Here is a 20,051-nt window from a genome sequence, read left to right as displayed (position 1 = left end):
CCGCCGGTGCCGAAGGCCTCGGCGGGCCGCTGCTCGTTGTCGCCTCAGGCTGCCCGGCGGACCATCCGGTGCATGGGCACCTCGCCCCAGGACTCGCTGGTGGGGAAGTGCTCCGGCTCGTCGACGAAGCCGCGACGGCGGTAGAACCCCTGGGCCGGGGCGTTGCCGTCGATCAGCCACAGGTAGAGGTCGTGGCCGTCGTCGATGTTCGCCAGCAGTGTCGAGCCAAGGCCCTGTCCCTGGAAGTCAGGGTGGAGGTACAGCCGGTCCAGACAGTGCGAGGCAGGTGCGGGGACCAGGCCCGCCCCGACCTCCCAGTCGTCGGGTGCGTCCACGATCGAGGCCACGCCGACCACCTGGCCTTCCTGCCGGGCGATCAGCCGTCGCGCGGTGCCGGGGTCGGCGAAGTCCTGCGCCAGCCCGGGAACCCAACTGTCGCGGAAGGCGCACTGAGCCTGGGCGAAGTCGGGCCGGACGATCCCCTGGTAGGTCCGTGCCTGCTGCTCGACGACGAAATCGAACCACTCTGCGGCGTCATCGGGCACCGGGGGACGGATCAGGACAGAGGCCACCCGGGTAGCCTAGCGAGGTCCGCGATCGTGTGGCTGCGAGGCTGGCTCCGCGGGCATCTGAGGCGGGAGGACCTCGACGTCCACGGTGTGCGCGGCCAGGGGACGTCCCTGCTCCCAGGGACGCTGCTGGGCGAGATGGATCCTCGCACGACCGGGGGCGGCTGCGGTGATACGCAACCGTTCTGGTGCGCTGGCGCCGACCGGACGGGGGCTGTCGTCCGTCCCGAATCCGCGTTCCCAGGCCAGTTCGACGGCAGCGGCATCGCCGTCCAGGCTGGCCGACCAGAGGAAGCCGGCCGTTCCTAGGCCGGGGAGGGCCAGCTCGCGCTTCTCACCGACTCGCAGGGTGAAGGACGCCCAGAACTCCTGGCCGCTGTCTGCCGCAGGCATCAGGCGCCGTCCAGCGAGGTGATCGTGGCCGGTTCCCCGGTGAACTGGCCGCCCGCGTTGGCGAAGCTGGCCTGCCAGGTCCCGTCCGGGCTCCGCCGGGTGTGCCACGGCTTGCCGGCTGCGATCGCGAGCACGTGTAGGGTAGCGCCCACGTCGGCGCAGGCGACCGCGGTGAAGCTGGTCCCCGGAGCAGCCGGCGGGAGTTGGTGGAAGTTGCCCCAGGCGCCGCTCGCAGAGCGTGCCAGCAGCCATGGCTTGCGGCCGCTCAACGCGACCAGGTTCAGCCGGCCGTCCACGGCTGCGGCGCCGACCGCGGTGAAGCTGCCGGGCACGACCCCGTCCGCGGGCTTGATCGCTGCGGGGGCCTTCCAGCTGCCGTCCTTCTTGCGGGTGATGAGCCACAGTTTGCCGCCGGCCACCGCCACCACGTTCGCCTCGCTGCCGCGGGTGAGGCAACTCAGGGCGGTGAACCTGCCCGCCGCGGTGGTGGCGGCGGCCACCTTCACCCAGGCCTGCTGCCAGTTGCCCTTCGCGGTCCGCCGGGTGTGCCAGATCGCGCCGCCTGACAGCCCCGTGACGTGCACCACGTCGCCCGCGGCCGCGCAGCTGACCGCGTCCCACCTCGCCACCCCGGACGGCTGGGTGCTGGTCGGCCGCGCCCACGCCGCCCAGCCCGCGTCGGTCCGCTTGCGGGTGTACCACAGCCTGCCGCCGACCAGCCCGAGGACGTGCAGCCGGTTGATCGTGCTGGCTGCCGTCACCGCGGTGACTGTGCCGGGGTCGCCCGGAGCGCCGGTATCGAGTCGCTTCACCGGCGACTGCCAGCCGCCCGCCTTGTTGCGTTCGGTGAGGTAGACGTTCCCGGAGCCGGTCATCACCGCCCGCAGGGTGGTGCGAATCAGCGGAGACCTGACCTGGCCGTTGATCCCCCACATCTCGGCGTCGATCCCGGCGCTGCCGTAGGAGATCCGGAAGTAGCCGTCCTCACCCCAGCCGGTGCCCCAACTGTTCTTGGCGATCCAGCATTTCTTGGCGTCGTCGTAGCCGATGATCGCGACGCAGTGCCCGCCGATCACGTCGCCGGCGGTGCTCGCGCGGTACGTGTAGACCCCTCCGGTGTAGTAGGAGAAGAAGTCCTCGTAGATCGTGAAGCAGGCGATCATCGGCCCCACCGTCGAGAGGTAGGTCTTCATGGCATTCACCGAGGTCTTGCGGGTGAAACCGTCGAATGTCGTCAGCCGCGACTTCCAGTCCGAACCGCGATGGCAGCCCGGGCCGTCGGTGTAGGGGAACGTGGCCTCGTCCGCCACCCCGGACTTCATCGCGGGCAACGCCCACAGCGGCCACCAACCACCCTCCGGACAGGGGCTGGCGCCGTTCCCGGGACCCAGGCAGTTGAAGACATAGGACTCGGAGAGGTTGACCCCGAGGCCGGGTTGCCTGGCCGCGATCCGCACCATCGTCTCCAGCACGGCGACAGCACCGAAGGCCACGCAGGAGCCGCACCCGGCCTGGTCCTTGACGGCGGTCACGTAGTTGCCGCCGGCGACATTGCGCCAGTCGTACACGGGTGGCGCGGCGGTCGCGGCAGCGAGGGAGGGCGCCGCTGCCAGCCGGGCGGTCGCCGCCTGTTCGCGAGCCTGCAGGCCGGCCAGGCCGCCGGGTGGGACGGCACCGAGCCGGGCCCGGGCGTGCAGCGGTGACAGCCCCGTATTGGTGGTCTGTCCCGGACGCCACGCAATCTCGGAGACCAGCGCCGCGTTCCTGAGGGTGGCAAGTTCGAGCGCCATCGAACTCCCCTTTCGCTGAAGTGAGCCTCGTTGCTCAGCTACGACGATCGGCCCGGGAGTGGTTCCGGCGCAAGAGCTGGGGCGGCACCTCAGCCGGGGATCGTTCGCGGACAGGGTGGCAGTTGTTGGTAGCAGGCCTCGCGCCCGATGGCGGGACAGGGCTGGTGGCCGTCGACCACCCGGTGGACCGTCCTGTCGGTGGAGCTGCCTAGGATGGCCGGCAGTCGAGTGAGAGGCTGTCTCGTGACCACGATCCAGAACCGTCCGAATACTGCGTTGCTGGTGATCGATGTCCAGAACGGCGTTGTCAGCGAGGCCTGGCAGCGCGACCAGGTGGTGGCACGCATCGCGGACGTGGTGCGGCGCGCCCGGGAGGCCGATGTCCCGGTCGTGTGGGTGCAGGACCACACCGAGGGCGATGAACGGCCGATCGGCAGCGACGCCTGGCAGATCGTCCCAGAACTCGACCCGCGGGATGTCGAACCCAGGATCGCCAAGACCTACGGCGACTCCTTCGAGCAGACCGACCTGGGCGAGGTACTCGAACGGCTCGGCGTCGGGCACCTGCTAGTCGCCGGAGCGCAGACCGACGCCTGCATCCGGTCCACTCTGCACGGCGCCTTCGTCCGCGGCTATGACACCACGCTGGTCGCCGATGCCCACACCACCGAGGATCTCTCCGCCTGGGGCGCCCCGAGCCCCGATCTGGTGGTCGCCCACACCAACCTGTACTGGAGCTTCCAGACCGCGCCGGGGCGAACGGCGGCAGTGGTCGAGTCCGGGAAGCTCGACTTCGGCGCAGCGTGAACTCAGCCGCTGATGGTCGCCTTCAACAGGTCGACCGCCTCATCGATCGCGGAACGCTGGGCGAGACTGAGACCGGGGTCGAGGACGAGCGTCACCTCGGGCCGTCCCCGCACCATCCGGCGGGTGAATCTGCCGACGTCCCGCAGGTCGCAGAGCACCGGTCCGCCGGCGGTGACGAAGGCCGCGAACGAGTCGCCGTCCGGGTGCCCGGGTGAGCGCGGATAGCCCGTTGTGCGGTAGCTGAGATAGGCCTCGTCGAAAGTCGAGAGCAGCCAGGCGCGGCGCGGACGGGAGCGCTGGGGCTCATCGGGGCAGTACCAGAGTTCGGCGCCGTCCACATCGAGCGAGGTCAGCCGGTCGGCGAGGCCGGCCAACGTGGTGCGGAGTTCTTTCAGGGGCAGTGGCGTCCAGCGTTGTAGGTCGCTCAGCGCGACCGGGCCGTGGCTGGCGACGAATCGTCCCACCAGTTCGGCCAAACCGTGCTGACGGCTGCGCGGCGGCGTGACCGGCAGCACCTCGTCGATCAGCGCGTAGTGGTGCTCGACGGCATCCGCCGGGGCCGAGCAGGTCACCGCCCGCAACTCGGCCACCAGCAACAGGTGGGCGAGTCGCTGCCCGAACAGCGGGTCGCCGGTTTTCAGCAGGCCGGCGTCCGCCAGGGCCTCGCCGAGGCCGGTGCGGGTGGTGAAATGGCGGCCGGCCAGTCGCCGAGTGATCACCTCGAGTGCCCGGGCGATCGTCGGCTCGTCCACCCCGAGCTGCCGGTGCCGTGCCGCCATGCCGGATTCCACCCTGGCCGAGGTGAGCTCCAGCAGCCAGCGCAGGTCCTCCGCAGCGACGTAGTGCCAGGTCGGCCGCAGCACATGGGTGCGGACGAGTTGCCCGGCAGCCAGGGCCGCATCGACCCCGGCGACGCCGCCGGTGCTGCGGTAGGCGAGCATCGCCTTCGCCAGCGGAGCGTCCTGGGCCTGCACGCACAGCAACTCCCGGACCACCTGGGTGGGGGAGTCGGCCGGTGGCCCGGTCAGCCGTTGGGTGGCCAGCCGCCGCGCCAGCACCTGGTCGAGTTCCACCCGCCCGACCCTGCCAGCCGGGAGGGCACCACGCAAGGATCGATCCCGGCCTGCGCCGGGATGACTGCAGCCCGGAGGACTTCCCAGAAGGTGATGCGGGCCGATCCTGGCCTGCGCCGGGACGACTGGGTGGGGACCGCTATCCCGGCCTGCGCCGGGACCTCTGGTAATCAACGGCAGAAACCGGGTGGTTTTGACAACTCGCCGGGATTATCCACGCGAGTCGCCGGAATCACCCGGTTTCTGCGGGAGAACCCGGGGCGCTCAGTAGGTGGTGAGCCCTCGGGAGCCGAAGATTTCCTTGACGGCGGCCACCAGGGCGGCGGACGGAGGCTCGGTATCGGCCAGTTGGTAGTCCAGACCCAGTTCGGCCCACTTGTCCCGGCCCAGCTGGTGAAACGGGAGCACCTCCACCCGGGAGACGCAGGCCAGCGAGGCAGCGTAGTCGGCGATCGGCTCGATGGTGGCGGGGTCGTCGGTGAGACCCGGGACGAGCACGAACCTGATCCAGGTCTGGATGCCCAGGGCGTCCAGCCGGCGTCCGAACTCCAGGGTGGGTGCCAGGCTGCGGCCGGTCACCCGGCGGTAGGTGGTCTCGTCACCGGCTTTGACGTCGAGCAGGACGAGGTCGACGTCGGCCAGCAGGGCGTCGTCGGCATTGCGGCCGAGGAAGCCTGACGTGTCGAGCACGGTGTGGACGCCGAGGTTCTTCGCGCCGCGCAACACCCGCCGGGCGAAGGCCGGCTGCTGCAGCACCTCGCCGCCGGACAGGGTGATGCCGCCGCCGGTGGCGGCGAACACGCCGCGGTAGCGGCTGATCCGGGCGAGCAGGTCGTCGGCCAGCACCGGCAGCCCGCGGTTGGCGGTCATGGTGTCGGGGTTGTGGCAGTACAGGCAGCGCAGCGGACAGCCCGCCAGGAAGGTGGTCATCCGGGTACCCGGGCCGTCCACAGCGGTCACCAGTTCCCAGGAGTGCACCGAGCCGACTTCGCCGGTGCGCTGGCCGAGCAGCAGCTCGGAACGGCTGAGGTGGCTGGCCACCGGGATGCCGCTCAGCGAGACTGCCGAGCCCTGCCCCGGCCGCGCGGCTGGCCTGGGCCGGGGAACCGTCCCCTGGCCCAGGCCAGCTCCGGGGGCAGTGGCGGCCAGCGTTGTGGTCACAGCGACTCGTGGAAGGTCCGCGACAGCACGTCCAGCTGCTGCTCGCGGGTCAGCTTCACGAAGTTCACCGCGTAGCCGGAGACCCGGATGGTCAGCTGCGGGTAGTTCTCCGGGTGCTCCATCGCGTCGAGGAGGGTCTCCCGGTTCAGCACGTTGATGTTGGCGTGGTAGAGGCCTTCGCCGAAGCCGGCGTCCAGAATCCCGACCAGGTTCGAGACCCGCTCGCCGGCGGTGCGGCCCAGTGCCGGGGGCGTGATGGTGTTGGTCAGCGAGATGCCGTCCAGCGCATCGTCGTAGGAGAGCTTCCCGACGCTCATCATCGACGCCACCATGCCGTGGGTGTCGGCGCCGTTCTCCGGGTTGGCGCCCGGTGCGAACGGAGTGCCGGCGGCATGCCCGCAGGGGAACGAGCCGGTGGCCTTGCCGTAGACCACGTTCGAGGTGATGGTCAGCACCGACTGGGTGGGGACGGCGTCGCGGTACAGCTTCAGCGAGCGGATCTTGTCCATCACGGTCGAGACCACCAACTGGGCCAGCTCGTCGGCCCGGTCGTCGTCGTTGCCGTACTTGGGGAAGTCGCCCTCGGTGAGGTAGTCGACCACCAGGCCCGAGTCGTCGCGGACGGGCGTGACGGTGGCGTACCTGATCGCCGCCAGGGAGTCGGCCACGATCGACAGCCCGGCGATGCCGCAGCCCATCGTCCGGACGATCTGGTCGTCGTGCAGGGCCATCTCGATCGCCTCGTAGGCGTACCGGTCGTGGCTGTAGTGGATGATGTTCAGCGCCTCGACGTAGGTCTCTACCGCCCAGGTCAGCATCCGGTCGTACTTCGCCCACACGGTGTCGAAGTCCAGCGGCTCGTCACCGGTGATCGGAGCGTGGTCAGGCACGATCAGCTTGCCGGTCATCTCGTCCCGGCCGCCGTTGATCGCGTACAGCAGGGTCTTGGCGGCGTTCAGCCGCGCACCGAAGAACTGCATCTGCTTGCCGATCGCCATCGGCGAGACGCAGCAGGCGATCGCGGTGTCGTCGCCCCAGTGGCTGCGGATGTCGGCGTCCGACTCGTACTGCAGGGCGGAGGTCTCGATCGAGATCTCGGCGCAGAACTCCTTGTAACCGGCCGGCAGCGCCGGATCCCAGTAGATCGTGATGTTCGGCTCCGGGGCCGGGCCGAGGTTGCGCAGCGTCTGCAGCAGCCGGAAGGAGGTCTTGGTGACCAGGGTGCGTCCGTCGTCGGCAAAGCCGCCGTCGGACCAGGTGGCCCAGTAGGGGTCGCCGGAGAAGATCTGGTCGTAGTCGATGGTGCGCAGGAAGCGGACGATCCGCAGCTTGGTGACCAGCGCGTCGATCACCTCCTGGGCTGCTTCCTCGGTCAGCGACCCGGCGGCGAGGTCGCGCTCGGCGTAGATGTCGAAGAAGCCCGACAGCCGTCCGATGCTCATCGCCGCGCCGTCCTGGCTCTTCACCGAGCCCAGGTAGGCGAAGTAGGTCCACTGCACGGCCTCGACGAAGGTCGCCGCCGGGCGTCCGAGGTCGAAGCCGTAGCTCGCACCCAGATTCTTCAGCTTGCCCAGCGCCTTGATCTGCTCGGCGTGCTCCTCGCGGTAGCGCGCCCAGTTCTCGCTGAACGGCTGATCGACCACCGAATCCAGGTCGGCGCGCTTGGCCTCGATCAGCCGGTCCACGCCGTACAGCGCCACCCGGCGGTAGTCGCCGATGATCCGGCCGCGACCGTAGGCGTCCGGCAGGCCGGTGACCAGATGTGCGCTGCGGGCCGCCCGGATCCTGGGGGTGTAGATGTCGAAGACCGCCTCATTGTGGGTCTTGCGGTGCTTGGTGAAGATCTCTTTGACCTGCGGGTCGGGCTCCAGGCCGGCCTCCCGGATCGCGGTCTCCACCATCCGCCAGCCACCGGCCGGCATCATCGGCCGCTTCAAGGGCACGTCGGTCTGCAGGCCCACGATCACGGTGTCGTCGTCGCAGATGTAACCGGCCGGGAACGCGTCCACGTCGCCGGGGATGTGGGTCTCCACGTCGTAGACCCGCTTGGCGCGCTCGATCGACAGATAGTCGCGCTGCAGGGTCTCCCAGACGGTCAGGGTCTTCGTGGTCGGTCCGGCCAGGAAGGCGGCGTCGCCGGTGTAGGGCGTGAAGTTCGCCAGGATGAAGTCGCGGACGTCAATTCGCTGCTGCCACAGCCCAGGTGTGAAGCCCTCCCACGGATCGTCGCGGTACAGCGGTGCGGGGGTGGTGGCCTGGGCCGTCATGAGACTCCTGAGATCGTGCCGACATCGGGGCGCGCAGCTGACACGGTGTCGATGGAGCCCGAAGTGAGGGGTGTCCCGGGGATCGCGCAATGACCGTGTGACCAGCGCATTCGCAATACTACCTGATGTAGCAGATTTGGTCAGACCATTCTTCGGACGGCGAAATCACGCGGGGCGCGTGCGCGCGTGGCCGCTTCGCTCGTGGTAGCCGGCTGCCATGGTGAGGTGTCGCAATTCTGCAGGTCGATCGCAGCAGGTGGTGACCCTGGCGGCCCAGAGCGCATCGACCTGCAGAATCGCGACACTCTTACCGCGAGGTTCAACGGAACTGCCTGGCCGAACCGGGGAGCGGGTCGCCGAGATGCCCGCCGTTGTTCACCGAACCGTCCACTGGAGTTGCTCCAACGGTGAGGCGGGCTGCTTAGCGTCGAGCCATGAGCCCCACCCGTCCCCGCCGGGTCGCCGTCCTGGCCGACACCGACAGCCGCTGGAAGTGGGGCATGCTCACCGCCGGGCAGTTGGAGCCGACCGAGGCCGTCCTTCCCTGTCTGCTGCAGCGGTCGGATCCGCCCAGCGCGCGGCAGTTCCACGCTGCCGGGGTCGACCCGGACGCGGTGCTGCCGCTGTCGATGGCCGAACTCCCGCACCGGCTGGCCGCCCACCCGCCTGACGTCCTGGTGATCGCCCTGGGCGGCGGCGGGGTGATCGCGACCGTGCACGCGCTGCTTGCCGGCTGGCCCGCGGGCCTGCGGCGCCCGGTTCTGGTCAGCGGCTACTTCGGGGTGGTGTACGAGAAGCTGGTGGAGGGGCTGGCAGGCCGTGCCGGAACGGACGTGGTGCTGGCCAACAGCCCGGCCGACGTCGAGCGGTTCCGGACGGTCTACACCGGCCTCGGTATCGATCCGGCTCCGGTGGTCGAGACCAGCCTGCCCTTCCTGCCTGAGCCGGCGGCGCGGCGCGCCTCGCGCCCCTTCACCCTCACCTTCGCCACCCAGCCCAGCGTCCCGGCCAGCCAGGCCGACCGGTCCTACCTGGTCGACCGGCTGGTCCGGCACGCCCGGCTGCACCCCGAGCGGCGGGTGCTGCTGAAACTGCGCAGCATGCCGGGGGAGCGCGTCACCCACGCCGAGCCGTACCCCTACCCCGCGCTGCTGCGCCGGGTCGCCGGCGACCTCCCGCCGAACCTGCACCTCGACATCAGCGCGATGGACGAGGTGCTGGTCACCACCGACCTGCTGGTCACGGTGTCCTCCACCGCCGCGCTGGAGGCGATGCACGCCGGCGTCCCCACCGTCCTGCTGACCGACTTCGGGGTGCGGGAATCGCTCGGGAACGCGCACTTCGTCGGTTCGGGCTGCCTGGCCTCCTTCGACGAGATCGACGACGGGAGGGCGCCTGTCACCGACGCCGCCTGGGCGCGCCGGCACGGCGTCGGTGGTGCCGGACCGGAGGCCTTCCGGGCCCGGGTCGCCGACCTGCTGGACAATGACCTGCCGCCGCTGCTGCCCTACTACACCCTGCGCCGCAGCCCCGCCTACCTGCCCTGGCTGCTGGCCGACTACGGCCTGGCTCCGGACGGCACCGCCGCCCACCCCGTCCCCGACCAGCCAGGAGAGCCCGTCCGCCTGCTGCGCCGCGCCGTCCGCAGCACGGCCCGCAGCGTCTACCGAACCGGTGCCGAGGTCGTGGCACCCGCGCTACGCAAGTGGGGAGCCCTGTGAACACCGGCCAGGTCCAGCCCGCCCATCGCACTCCCGAGGTGGTCGCCGTGATCCCGGCGCGCGGCGGCTCCAAGGGAGTGCCCGGCAAGAACCTCGCCCTGGTCGGCGGCGTGCCGCTGGTGGTCCGTGCCGTCCGCACCTGCCTGGCGGCCACCCGGCTCACCTCGGTCGTGGTCTCCACCGACGACCAGGCGATCGCCGACGCCGCCCGGCAGGCCGGCGCCCTGGTCGTGACCCGGCCACCCGAACTGTCTGGGGACACCGCCGGGAGCGAGGAGGCGGTACTCCACGCCCTGGAGGTGCTCTACGGCAAGGCTGCCGACCAGGTCGACGTGGTGCTGCTGGTGCAGTGCACCAGCCCCTTCACCACTCCGGCCGAACTCGACGACCTCGCGCAGGCAGTGCTGGACGGTGTCGACACCGCCTTCACCGCCGCCCGCTTCCACGGCTTCCTGTGGCGGCCCGAGCCGGACGGTGCGGTGGCGGTCAACCACCACCACAAGCGGCGGGCGCGGCGCCAGGAGCGGCCGGTCGAGCTGCTGGAGACCGGCGCGGCCTATGCGATGCGCGGGGAAGGCCTCTGGGCCAAGCGGCGACGCTTCTTCGGTGTCATCGCGGCGGTCGAGACCCCCGCCGAGCGGGTCCTGGAAATCGACGAGCCTGGCGACCTGGAGCGGGCCCGGCTGCTCGCTCCGCTGCTCGACACCTCGACCGGGCGCCCCACCCGCGCCGAGGTGGACGCCGTGGTGCTCGACTTCGACGGCACCCAGACCGACGACCGGGTCTGGCTGGATGCCGACGGCAGCGAGCAGGTGGCGGTGCACCGCGGCGACGGTATGGGCGTCGCCGCGCTGCGCCGCGCCGGGATCCCCGTCCTGATCCTCTCCACCGAGACCAATCCGGTGGTCTCGGCCCGGGCAGCCAAGCTCGGCGTTGCCTGCCGGCAGGGCATCGCCGCCAAGGGCGAGGCCCTGAGCGCCTGGTGTGCCGAGCAGGACATCGACCCGGCCCGCGTCCTCTACCTCGGCAACGACGTCAACGACCTGCCCGCCTTCGCCGAGGTGGGCTGGCCGGTGGCGGTCGCCTCCGCCCATCCCCCGGTTCGGGCAGCCGCCCGGGCCGTCACCTCCGTGCCCGGCGGGTACGGCGCCGTCCACGAGATCGCCTCGTGGATCCTCGGAAAGGACCTGTCATGACCGCAGACCTCAACCCCCGGCTGCGTCGGCTCGGAGACCGCCTGGTCGGTCCCGGCCAGCCGGTCTACCTGATCGGCGAGATCGGGATCAACCACAACGGCGACCTCGACAACGCCCTCAAGCTCATCGACAGTGCCGTCGAGGCCGGCCTCGACGCGGTGAAGTTCCAGAAGCGGACGCCCGAGGTATGCACCCCGCGCGACCAGTGGGACATCGAACGCGACACCCCCTGGGGCCGGATGACCTACCTCGACTACCGCCACCGGGTCGAGTTCGGCGAGGCCGAGTACCGGGCGATCGACAGCTATGCCCGCGACAAGGGCATCCACTGGTTCGCCTCGCCGTGGGATGTCGAGAGCGTCGACTTCCTGTCCCAGTTCGACCTACCCGCCCACAAGGTGGCCTCGGCCAGCCTGACCGACGACCAGCTGCTGCGCGCGCTGCGGGCCACCGGACGGACGATCGTGCTGTCCACCGGCATGTCGACCCCCGAGCAGATCCGGCATGCCGTCGAGGTGCTCGGCAGCCGCAACACCGTGTTGCTGCACGCCACCAGCACCTACCCGGCACCGCCGGAGGAACTCAACCTGCGGATGATCGACACCCTGATGGCCGACTACCCCAACGTCCCGATCGGCTACTCCGGCCACGAGACCGGGCTGCAGACCACGGTCGCGGCGGTGGCGCGCGGTGCGGTGATGGTCGAGCGGCACATCACCCTGGACCGGGCGATGTGGGGCTCCGACCAGGCCGCCTCCGTGGAGCCCTCCGGGCTGGTCCGGCTGGTGCGCGACATCCGGGTGATCGAGCAGGCGCTCGGCGACGGTGTGAAGCAGGTCTACCCGGGTGAACTGGCCGCGATGCGCAAGCTGCGCCGGGTAGCCGGCGTCGTGGCCGAGGCCCAGGCCGGAGCGGTCGCGTGACAGCTCTCGCGCTGGTCGAGAGCCCCGTCCAACTGCTGCACGTTCTGGAGTGGTGCCACGCCACCGACTCCGCAGAACGGACGCAGGTGGCCGTCCTCGCACCGCGCGACACCACGAGTCGCCGGCAGTTGGTGGCGATGCTGGGCTACGCCGACGAGGAGGGGATCGAGGTCCGCTGGCACGACCCCCGGCAGGGGACGGGCGCGCTGCTCGCTAGCCTTCCCGTGCTGCGCCGGCAGGTGGCCGCGGCCGACCGGCTGGTGGTCGGCGACCCGTTCTCCGGCCTGGTGCAACTGCTCCTGCCCGGCTACCGCGGCAGCGGCCTGGTCGTGGTGGACGACGGCACCGCGACCATGGAGTTCACCGCGCGGGTGGCCGAGCGGTCGCCGCTGCTGCGCTGGGACGCCCCGGAGAACGGACTGCGGGCACGGCTGCGCCGCCCGTCCGCGACCCGGGCGCGCCGGATCTTCACCCCCTCGCCGAACCGTCCGGTGACGGTGTTCACCGTGATGCCCACCGCGCGGATGCCGGGCCTGGTCGTGCTTCCCAACCGCTACGACTGGACCAGGCGGCGATTCGCCCGGCCGCAGGTGGTCCCCGGCACCGACATCATCGGGACTTCCCTGGTGGAGTCCGGGATGGTGGCCGCCGGCTCCTACCTCGACCAGATCGGCGCGCTGGCCGGCGGGACGCCCGGACGGTACTACGCCCACCGCCGGGAGGCGCCCGGCAAGCTGGCGCTGATCGAGGCGCGCACCGGGCTGCAGGTGGTTCGTCCCCAGGTCCCGCTCGAGCTGGAATTGCGCCGTGGCCCGGTCGCCGAGCGGGTGGTCGGGTTTCCCTCCTCGGTGGGCTACACGCTGCCGGTGGTGCTTGCCTCGGTTGGTACCCAGGTGGAGCTGGTGAAGGTGGAGCCGGCCTGGCTGCAGCCCGGCGTCGGTGCAGGCGCCCGCCGCTTTCTGGACCGGGTCGCCGTCAGCCAGCCGAACCGGGCAGCGCGGACCGCCGCCGTCCGCTCCTGACCGGCGGCGAGGCGTGCTGGCCGGGCCCGGCGGCAATCGGCCTGTGACAACCGGTTTCGATCAGACCGGCCACCGTGGCGATCTCGGTGACCGGCGTCTCCCTAGGATGAGCTCATGCTGATCGTCACCACGAACGACATCCCCGGCTACCGGATCGAGGCAGTGCTCGGGGAGGTGATGGGAATGACCGTGCGCGCCGCCAACATCGGCGCGAACTTCGTCGCCGGCCTGCGCTCGATCGGCGGCGGCGAGGTCACCGAGTACACCAAGCTGGTCTACGAATCGCGGCAGCAGGTGATGGAGCGGCTGTGGACCGAGGCGGCGAACCGCGGCGGCAACGCCATCGTCGGCTTCCGGTTCGACACCGGCGACATCGGCCAGGCCTTCACCGAGATCTGCGGCTACGGCACCGCCGTGGTGGTCCGGGCGATCCCCGAGGGCGAGCCGGGCGCCACCTCGCAGTCGGTCGCCGACGCCGCGCGTCCCCGCTGAACCTCCCCGCAGGTCGGCCAGGTCTGGGGCAGAATCGACGAGGTGTTCGCCGCCGATCTGCCTGAACTCGCCGTGGCCCGTGGTCACTGGCTGCGGCGCGGCCTGATCGCCTGGCCGGCCGATGACCTGCCGGCCGGTGTCGATCCCGCGGAACTCGACTGGGTGCTCCATTGGTCGATGTCGGAGCCGATCGACCCCCGCGAACCCGAACCGGTGCCGTGGGGGACGGCGGTGCTGCGACCGCTCTCGGACGGCTTGCCGGATCAGGTGGCGCGCACCGTCCCGCACCTGCGCGGGCACCTGGCGCTGCACGTCCCCGACTGGGTGCCGGTGGAGGAGGCGCTGTGCGGCCAGCTGGCGGTCAGCGCCCACGAGCCCTCCGGCAGGCTGGTGCTCGCCGGTGCGCTGCAACTGCCCGGGGTGCTGGACGAGGTCTACGCCGCTGCCGCCGACGCCACGCTGGGCGTTGACTGGCGGCGCGACGTCCCCACCCTGCGGGTCTGGGCGCCGACTGCCCAGCGGGTGCGGTTGCTGCTGTGGGGTGCAGACGACAGCCTCGACGAACCGCCCCAGGCGTTGCCGATGACCCGCCGTCCGGACGGGGTGTGGGAGCTGACCGGAGCTGTCTCCTGGCGGGGTGCCCGCTACCGCTTCGAGGTGACGGTCTTCGTCGGAGAGTACGGACGGGTGGTCTCCAACCAGGTCACCGACCCGTACTCGGTGGCCCTCACGGTCAACTCCACCCACTCGGTCCTGGCCGACCTCACCGACCCGGCGTTCGCGCCGGCGCTGTGGGCCGGCACCCCCAGCCCGCCGCTGGCCCACCCGGTCGACCAGGTGATCTACGAACTCCATGTGCGCGACTTCTCGGTCAGCGACGCCACCGTCCCCAAGGAACTCCGGGGCAGCTTCGCCGCATTCGGCGCCGACTCCAACGGCATGGCGCACCTGCGCCGACTGGCGCAGGCTGGGCTGACCTGTGTCCAGCTGCTGCCGGTGTTCGACAATGCCTCGGTGGAGGAGCGTCCCGACCAGCGGGAGCGTCCGGCGAAACGCGAGTTGCGCGCCTTCCCGGCGAACTCGCCGGAGCAGCAGGCCCGGATCACCCAGGCGGCCAGCGCCTACAACTGGGGCTATGACCCCTGGCACTACTTCGCTCCCGAGGGGTCGTACGCCGCCACCCTGGCCAGCGCGGACGGGCCGGGTCGCATCGCCGAGTTCCGCACCATGGTGGGTTCGCTGCACGCCATCGGGCTGCGGGTGGTGCTCGACATGGTGTTCAACCACACCGCCAGCGCCGGGCAGGACAGCCACAGTGTGCTCGACCGGATCGTCCCGGGCTACTACCACCGGCTCACCGGCTGCGGCGAGGTGGAGACCTCCACCTGCTGCCCGAACGTCGCCACCGAGCATCTGATGGCCCAGAAGCTGATGGTGGACGCCTGTGTGTCCTGGGCCCGGCACTACCGGGTGGACGGCTTCCGGTTCGACCTGATGGCCCACCACAGCCGGGACAACCTGCTTGCCGTCCGGGCCGGGTTGGATGCGCTCACGGTGGCGGCCGACGGGGTCGACGGCCGCGCGATCACGCTGTACGGCGAGGGCTGGAATTTCGGCGAGGTGGCCGACAACGCCCGCTTCGTCCAGGCCAGCCAGGGCCAGCTGGGCGGTACCTCGATCGCCACCTTCTCCGACCGGCTGCGGGACGCTGTGCGCGGCAGCGGCTTCGGCGACCCACGGATCCAGGGCTTCGGCACCGGCCTGGTGACGGCCGACAACGGCCACGTGCCGGAGTGGAACCGTACCGGCTCCGGCGAGCGGCTGGCGTCGGACACCGACCTGGTGCAGTTGGGCCTGGCCGGGACGCTGCGCAGCTACCGGTTCCGGGCCAACTCGCTGCGCCGAGACGTGCGCGGGGACGAGTTGGACTACCACGGCCGGCAGGCGGGCTATGCCGACCAGCCCGACGAGGTGATCAGCTATGTCGACGCCCACGACAACGAGACCCTGTTCGACGCGCTCATCCTGAAACTGCCGGTCGACACTCCGATGCGCGACCGGGTGCGGCTGAACACGGTCTGCCTGGCGCTGGCCACCCTCGGCCAGTCGCCGGTGCTGTGGCACGCCGGGACGGACCTGCTGCGGTCGAAGAGCCTGGACCGTAACTCCTACAGCTCCGGCGACTGGTTCAACTTCCTCGACTTCTCGATGACCGACAACGGCTTCGCCGCCGGCCTGCCGCCGGAGCGTGACAACGGCCCGAACTGGGACATCCTGCGCCCACTGCTGGCCAATCCGGCGCTGAAACCGGCACCGGAGGACATCCGGTTCGCCCACGCGATGGCGCTGGACCTGCTACGGCTGCGGGCCTCCACTCCGCTGTTTCGGCTGCGGACTGCCGCCGCGATCGAGGCCGCGGTCAGCTTCCCGGTCTCCGGCACCGGTCAGCAGTTGCCCGGTGTGGCGGTGATGGCGATCGACGGCACCCTGAGCCAGGACGGTTCCCGCCTGAGCCGGAGCGTGACTCCACGAGGAACCGTTCCCCAGCTGGATCAGGGGTTCGAGCGGGTGGTGGTGGTGTTCAACCCGACCCCGGGGACGGTGCGTCAGGCAGTGCCGTTCGGGACCGACGGCATGACGCTGCACCCCGTCCAGGCCGCGGGCATTGACGAGGTGGTCAGGCAGGCGGTGGTGGAACAGGCGGGCTTCGTCGTCCCGGCGCGGACGGTGGCGGTGTTCGTCCAGACCCGTTGAGGTGCGGGAACGCTCCGCCCTTTGGCGCGAGGGCACGATCCGGGCGTCCTTCTGGGCCCGCCGGGAGTTCGCTACGCCTTCGGCGTGAAGACCGGCATCAGGCCGTTGAAGGTGATGGTCATCCCCAGCCCGTGGGCGAGGATGTAGCCCAGGCCGAGCAGGACGACCACGATGACCAGGGCGAAGATCGCCCCGGCGATCCAGCGGCCGACCGGGTGCGGCGGTGGCATGACGCCCTCGTCGTGGGTCTCGGCATCACCGCCGGTACCCCAGGCGAGCGCGCGGATTCCGAAGCCGAACAGGGTTGGCAGGATCGCGCCGAGCACGATGCCGACGACCAGGATGCGCCAGGCGGCGTCGAGGGCGGCCAGGATCTGGTTCACTGTTCGCTCCCCGTCGTCGAGGCCGGGACGGGTTCGGGCGCCGGCTCAGGCTCCCACTCGTCGTTGACGTTGTGGTGGCTGACGTGCGACTTGCGGGAGTGCAGCCACATCCACAGCCAGGCGGCAATCATGATCGCGGCGATCACGAACCCGCCGGCGGCACCGCCGACCAGATGCCCGACCAGCCACATGGCGGCTCCGACCAGGGCCGCGGCGGGCAGGGTGATCAGCCAGGCCAGGCCCATCCGTCCGGCCACACCCCACCGCACCTCGGCACCCTTGCGACCCAGCCCGGAGCCGAGGATGGAGCCGGTGGCCACGTGGGTGGTCGACAGCGGGAAACCGAACTGACTGGAAGTGAGGATGACCGCGGCAGAGGCACTCTCGGCGGCCATGCCCTGCGGTGAGGAGATCTCGACCAGGCCCTTGCCCATGGTGCGGATGATCCGCCAGCCGCCCAGGTAGGTGCCCGAGGCGATCGCGAGCGCACAGGCGAGCTTCACCCACAGCGGTACCTGGTGGGTGTCGGTCCAGTGCCCGGAGGCCAGCAGCCCGAGAGTGATCACGCCCATCGTCTTCTGGGCGTCGTTGGTGCCGTGGGAGAGCGACAGCAGCGACGCCGTCCCGATCTGGCCCCAGCGGAAGCCGGCTTCCTGGTAGTGCCGGTTGACGCCCTCGGTGACCCAGAACACCAGCTTGGTGCCGATGAAGGCCACGACGATGGCGATGGTCGGTGACAGCAGGGCGGGCAGGATCACCTTGCCCACCACACCGTCGAGGTGGTTGCCCTCGCCGACCCACTTGACGCTGTCGAAGCCGAAACCCGCGATGGTGGCACCGATCAGACCGCCGAACAGGGCGTGGGAGGAACTGGACGGCAGCCCCCACAACCAGGTCAGGATGTTCCACAGGATCCCTCCGGCCAGGCCCGCCAGCAGGATCAGCAGCAGCGGAGAGCCGCCGTCCGCGGTCAGTTCCGGGCGCGGGGTTCCGTCCGCGTTCTGGATCCGGATCACGGCATTGGTGACGGTGATCGCGACCTCGACCGACAAGAAGGCGCCCACCAGATTCAGGATCGCGCTGAGGCTGACAGCGGCCTTCGGGGTGAGCGCCTTGGTCGCGATGGACGTCGCCATCGCGTTGGCGGTGTCGTGGAACCCGTTGGTGAAGTCGAAGGCCAGTGCGGTCAGGACGACAAGGGCCAACAGGACGAACTCGGCGGGCACGCCCACCATCGTAGGGCCGAAACGGCGGTGGATGTAAACGTGGAGGAAACGGCCGGGATATGGCATCATTCGCCTCCGTCACCTGCTGTTCACCTGCCCGGCCGAGGCTGGTTCCGGCTGCAACCAGGTCGCTGGCGGGCCGATAAGATCGGTTTCCGTGACTTCTTCCATCCTGACCGCCGTGGCCTGGCCCTACGCCAACGGCCCGCGGCATATCGGCCACGTGTCCGGTTTCGGCGTCCCCTCCGACGTGTTCTCCCGCTATATGCGGATGGCCGGCAACGACGTGCTGATGGTGTCGGGGACGGACGAGCACGGCACCCCGATCTCCGTCCAGGCCGACAGCGAGGGCGTCACCGCCCGCGAACTGGCCGACAAGTACAACCGGGTGATCGTCGAGGACCTGGCCGGGCTGGGGCTGTCCTACGACCTGTTCACCCGGACGACCACCCGCAACCACTACCGGGTGGTGCAGGACATGTTCTTGTCGCTGTACCGCAACGGCTACGTGTTCTCGAAGCCGCAGATGTCGGCGATCTCGCCGTCCACCGGGCGCACCCTGCCCGACCGCTACATCGAGGGCACCTGCCCGCACTGCGGCTACGACGGCGCCCGCGGCGACCAGTGCGACAACTGCGGCAACCAGCTTGACCCGATCGAGTTGAAGAACCCGCGCTCGAAGATCAACGGGGAGACCCCGCAGTTCGTCGAGTCCGAGCAGTTCTTCCTCGACCTGCCTGCGGTGGCCGGATCGCTGGGGACGTGGCTGTCGACCCGGACGGACTGGCGTCCCAACGTGCTGAAGTTCTCGGCGAACCTGCTGGAGGATCTCAAGCCGCGGGCGATCACCCGCGACCTCGACTGGGGCGTCCCGATCCCGCTGGACGGCTGGCGCGACCAGCCGATGAAACGGATCTACGTCTGGTTCGACGCGGTGATCGGCTACCTGTCCGCCTCGGTGGAATGGGCGCGCCGTTCCGGCGATCCGGACGCCTGGCAGAAGTGGTGGACCGACCCCGGCGCGGAGTCGTACTACTTCATGGGCAAGGACAACATCGTCTTCCACTCGGTGATCTGGCCGGCCATGCTGCTGGGCCACAACGGCGCCGGCGACCGCGGCGGCGAGCCAGGGGTTTTCGGCACCCTCAACCTGCCCACCGAGGTGGTCTCGAGTGAATACCTGACCATGAGCGGGGCGAAGTTCTCCACCTCGCGGCGCCAGGTGATCTACGTCGGTGACTTCCTGAAGGAGTTCGGGCCGGACGCGCTGCGCTATTTCATCGCGGTCGCCGGTCCGGAGAACCAGGACACCGACTTCACCTGGGAGGAGTTCGTGCGACGCACGAACTTCGAGTTGGCCAACGAGTGGGGCAACCTGGTGAACCGCTCGGTCTCGATGGCGCACAAGAACGTCGGCGCGATCCCGACGCCGAGCACCCTGACCGACGCTGACGCGGCCCTGCTGGCCTCCTCGAAGGCTGCCTTCGACGAGGTCGGGTCGCTGCTGCGGCGCGCGCGGTTCAAGCAGGCGATCGGCGAGGCGATGCGGATGGCCGGGCTGGCCAACAAGTACATCTCCGCTGCTGAGCCCTGGAAGCTGAAGGACGATGTGGCCCGGCGCGACACCGTGCTGCACACCGCTCTGCAAGTGGTCTCGGACGTGAACACGCTGCTCACCCCGTTCCTGCCGCACGCCGCCCAGAAGGTGCACGAGGCCCTCGGGGGTTCGGGGGTGTGGTCCGCGCAACCCGAGATCCGCACGGTCAGCGAGGAGGGCGGACCCGACTACCCGGTGCTGACCGGCGACTACGCCGGCCAGCAGGCGGTATGGGCCTCCCGTCCGATCGAGCCCGGACGCCCGCTGGCCAAGCCCACCCCACTGTTCACGAAGCTGGACGAGTCCCTGGGCCAGACCGGCCCCGGATGGGCACCGATCGCCTGATCTCAGGCTCGAATCCCACCGCCGCCGTCCCCAAGCTGTGGCTGAGCTTCCGTCCACGGTCTCTTCCCCGCAGCCTGCAGGCCGGATCTGCCGGTCCCGCTGTTCGCCGCGCAAGCTGTGAGTGGGCTTCCGTCCTTGGACGCTGAGTCACAGCGTGGCCGACGTGACCGTGCCGCTGGGTGGCGGCCGACCTGACGACGGGATTGCGCCCGCGCGGGCCTCCCACGCACGCTGTGGCCGAACTCCCGATGTCGGACGGTGAACCGCAGCCGGGTGTGACCATCAAATTCTGGTTGTGGATAACGACGGAGGTTGTCCACAGCCACAGCAAT

16 protein-coding genes are annotated in these 20,051 nt (G+C 70.3%); 8 read left to right on the top strand and 8 right to left on the bottom strand.

Going from position 1 to position 20,051, the window contains the following annotated elements; all coding sequences use genetic code 11:
- Positions 1 to 44: 44 nt before the first annotated feature.
- Genes VB080_RS03730 through VB080_RS03720 form a run of 3 tightly spaced genes read right to left on the bottom strand, consistent with a single transcriptional unit; the run spans position 45 to position 2,752 of the window.
- Complete coding sequence (locus VB080_RS03730) at positions 45 to 572, bottom strand: GNAT family N-acetyltransferase (RefSeq protein ID WP_323417080.1); 528 nt, start codon at positions 570 to 572, stop codon at positions 45 to 47.
- A 9-nt stretch (positions 573 to 581) separates the two neighbouring features.
- On the bottom strand, positions 582 to 962 hold the full coding sequence (locus VB080_RS03725) for a protease inhibitor I42 family protein (protein WP_323417079.1): 381 nt from the start codon (positions 960 to 962) through the stop codon (positions 582 to 584).
- Complete coding sequence (locus tag VB080_RS03720) at positions 962 to 2,752, bottom strand: C1 family peptidase (protein WP_323417078.1); 1,791 nt, start codon at positions 2,750 to 2,752, stop codon at positions 962 to 964. The genes VB080_RS03725 and VB080_RS03720 overlap by 1 nt, the downstream gene beginning before the upstream one ends.
- 243 nt (positions 2,753 to 2,995) lie before the next feature.
- Between VB080_RS03720 and VB080_RS03715 the strand changes: the two genes are divergently transcribed.
- Positions 2,996 to 3,559 (top strand): cysteine hydrolase family protein, encoded by a 564-nt coding sequence (locus VB080_RS03715; protein WP_323417077.1) that lies wholly within the window; start codon positions 2,996 to 2,998, stop codon positions 3,557 to 3,559.
- Between the two features lie 2 nt (positions 3,560 to 3,561).
- Here the strand turns inward: VB080_RS03715 and VB080_RS03710 are convergent, their stop codons facing one another.
- The 3 genes from VB080_RS03710 to pflB form a co-directional block, all read right to left on the bottom strand.
- Positions 3,562 to 4,632 (bottom strand): winged helix DNA-binding domain-containing protein, encoded by a 1,071-nt coding sequence (locus VB080_RS03710; RefSeq protein WP_323417076.1) that lies wholly within the window; start codon positions 4,630 to 4,632, stop codon positions 3,562 to 3,564.
- A gap of 264 nt (positions 4,633 to 4,896) precedes the next feature.
- Complete coding sequence (gene pflA / locus VB080_RS03705) at positions 4,897 to 5,793, bottom strand: pyruvate formate-lyase-activating protein (RefSeq protein WP_416339593.1); 897 nt, start codon at positions 5,791 to 5,793, stop codon at positions 4,897 to 4,899.
- Complete coding sequence (gene pflB, locus VB080_RS03700) at positions 5,790 to 8,060, bottom strand: formate C-acetyltransferase (protein WP_323417075.1); 2,271 nt, start codon at positions 8,058 to 8,060, stop codon at positions 5,790 to 5,792. The genes pflA and pflB overlap by 4 nt, the downstream gene beginning before the upstream one ends.
- 434 nt (positions 8,061 to 8,494) lie before the next feature.
- On the opposite strand from pflB, the gene VB080_RS03695 reads away from it, so the two are divergent.
- From VB080_RS03695 to pulA, 6 genes are all read left to right on the top strand, one after another.
- Positions 8,495 to 9,781: a DUF6716 putative glycosyltransferase gene (locus VB080_RS03695; protein ID WP_323417074.1), complete on the top strand. Its 1,287-nt coding sequence runs from the start codon at positions 8,495 to 8,497 to the stop codon at positions 9,779 to 9,781.
- Positions 9,778 to 10,977: an acylneuraminate cytidylyltransferase gene (locus VB080_RS03690; RefSeq protein ID WP_323417073.1), complete on the top strand. Its 1,200-nt coding sequence runs from the start codon at positions 9,778 to 9,780 to the stop codon at positions 10,975 to 10,977. Before VB080_RS03695 ends, VB080_RS03690 begins: the two co-directional genes overlap by 4 nt.
- A complete protein-coding gene (locus VB080_RS03685) occupies positions 10,974 to 11,900 on the top strand; it encodes an N-acetylneuraminate synthase family protein (protein ID WP_323417072.1) in 927 nt (308 codons plus the stop codon). The genes VB080_RS03690 and VB080_RS03685 overlap by 4 nt, the downstream gene beginning before the upstream one ends.
- Positions 11,897 to 12,922, top strand: a complete 1,026-nt coding sequence (locus tag VB080_RS03680) for a hypothetical protein (RefSeq protein WP_323417071.1) — start codon at positions 11,897 to 11,899, stop codon at positions 12,920 to 12,922. Before VB080_RS03685 ends, VB080_RS03680 begins: the two co-directional genes overlap by 4 nt.
- A 114-nt stretch (positions 12,923 to 13,036) precedes the next feature.
- Complete coding sequence (locus tag VB080_RS03675) at positions 13,037 to 13,414, top strand: YbjQ family protein (protein ID WP_323417070.1); 378 nt, start codon at positions 13,037 to 13,039, stop codon at positions 13,412 to 13,414.
- 42 nt (positions 13,415 to 13,456) lie between these two features.
- Positions 13,457 to 16,168, top strand: coding sequence for a pullulanase-type alpha-1,6-glucosidase (pulA, locus tag VB080_RS03670; RefSeq protein ID WP_323417069.1), 2,712 nt, complete (start codon positions 13,457 to 13,459; stop codon positions 16,166 to 16,168).
- 71 nt (positions 16,169 to 16,239) lie between these two features.
- Here the strand turns inward: pulA and VB080_RS03665 are convergent, their stop codons facing one another.
- Both VB080_RS03665 and VB080_RS03660 read right to left on the bottom strand, forming a co-directional pair.
- Complete coding sequence (locus tag VB080_RS03665) at positions 16,240 to 16,551, bottom strand: hypothetical protein (protein ID WP_323417068.1); 312 nt, start codon at positions 16,549 to 16,551, stop codon at positions 16,240 to 16,242.
- Positions 16,548 to 17,777, bottom strand: coding sequence for an inorganic phosphate transporter (locus VB080_RS03660; protein ID WP_323417067.1), 1,230 nt, complete (start codon positions 17,775 to 17,777; stop codon positions 16,548 to 16,550). The genes VB080_RS03665 and VB080_RS03660 overlap by 4 nt, the downstream gene beginning before the upstream one ends.
- Positions 17,778 to 17,934: 157 nt before the next feature.
- Here VB080_RS03660 and metG point away from each other — a divergent pair, with 157 nt between their 5' ends.
- Positions 17,935 to 19,719 (top strand): methionine--tRNA ligase, encoded by a 1,785-nt coding sequence (metG, locus tag VB080_RS03655; protein ID WP_323417066.1) that lies wholly within the window; start codon positions 17,935 to 17,937, stop codon positions 19,717 to 19,719.
- The last annotated feature ends 332 nt before the right edge of the window (positions 19,720 to 20,051 follow it).

Origin of the sequence: Propionicimonas sp., assembly GCF_034927565.1 — a bacterium.
Taxonomy (GTDB): domain Bacteria; phylum Actinomycetota; class Actinomycetes; order Propionibacteriales; family Propionibacteriaceae; genus Propionicimonas.
This window is presented reverse-complemented; position numbering and strand designations above follow the sequence as displayed.

Excerpts from the sequence above, each read along its gene's own strand:
- VB080_RS03725 (WP_323417079.1), bottom strand. The coding sequence starts at position 962 with ATGCCTGCGGCAGACAGCGGCCAGGAGTTCTGGGCGTCCTTCACCCTG.
- VB080_RS03720 (WP_323417078.1), bottom strand. The coding sequence starts at position 2,752 with ATGGCGCTCGAACTTGCCACCCTCAGGAACGCGGCGCTGGTCTCCGAG.
- pflB (WP_323417075.1), bottom strand. The coding sequence starts at position 8,060 with ATGACGGCCCAGGCCACCACCCCCGCACCGCTGTACCGCGACGATCCG.
- VB080_RS03695 (WP_323417074.1), top strand. The coding sequence starts at position 8,495 with ATGAGCCCCACCCGTCCCCGCCGGGTCGCCGTCCTGGCCGACACCGAC.
- VB080_RS03685 (WP_323417072.1), top strand. The coding sequence starts at position 10,974 with ATGACCGCAGACCTCAACCCCCGGCTGCGTCGGCTCGGAGACCGCCTG.
- VB080_RS03675 (WP_323417070.1), top strand. The coding sequence starts at position 13,037 with ATGCTGATCGTCACCACGAACGACATCCCCGGCTACCGGATCGAGGCA.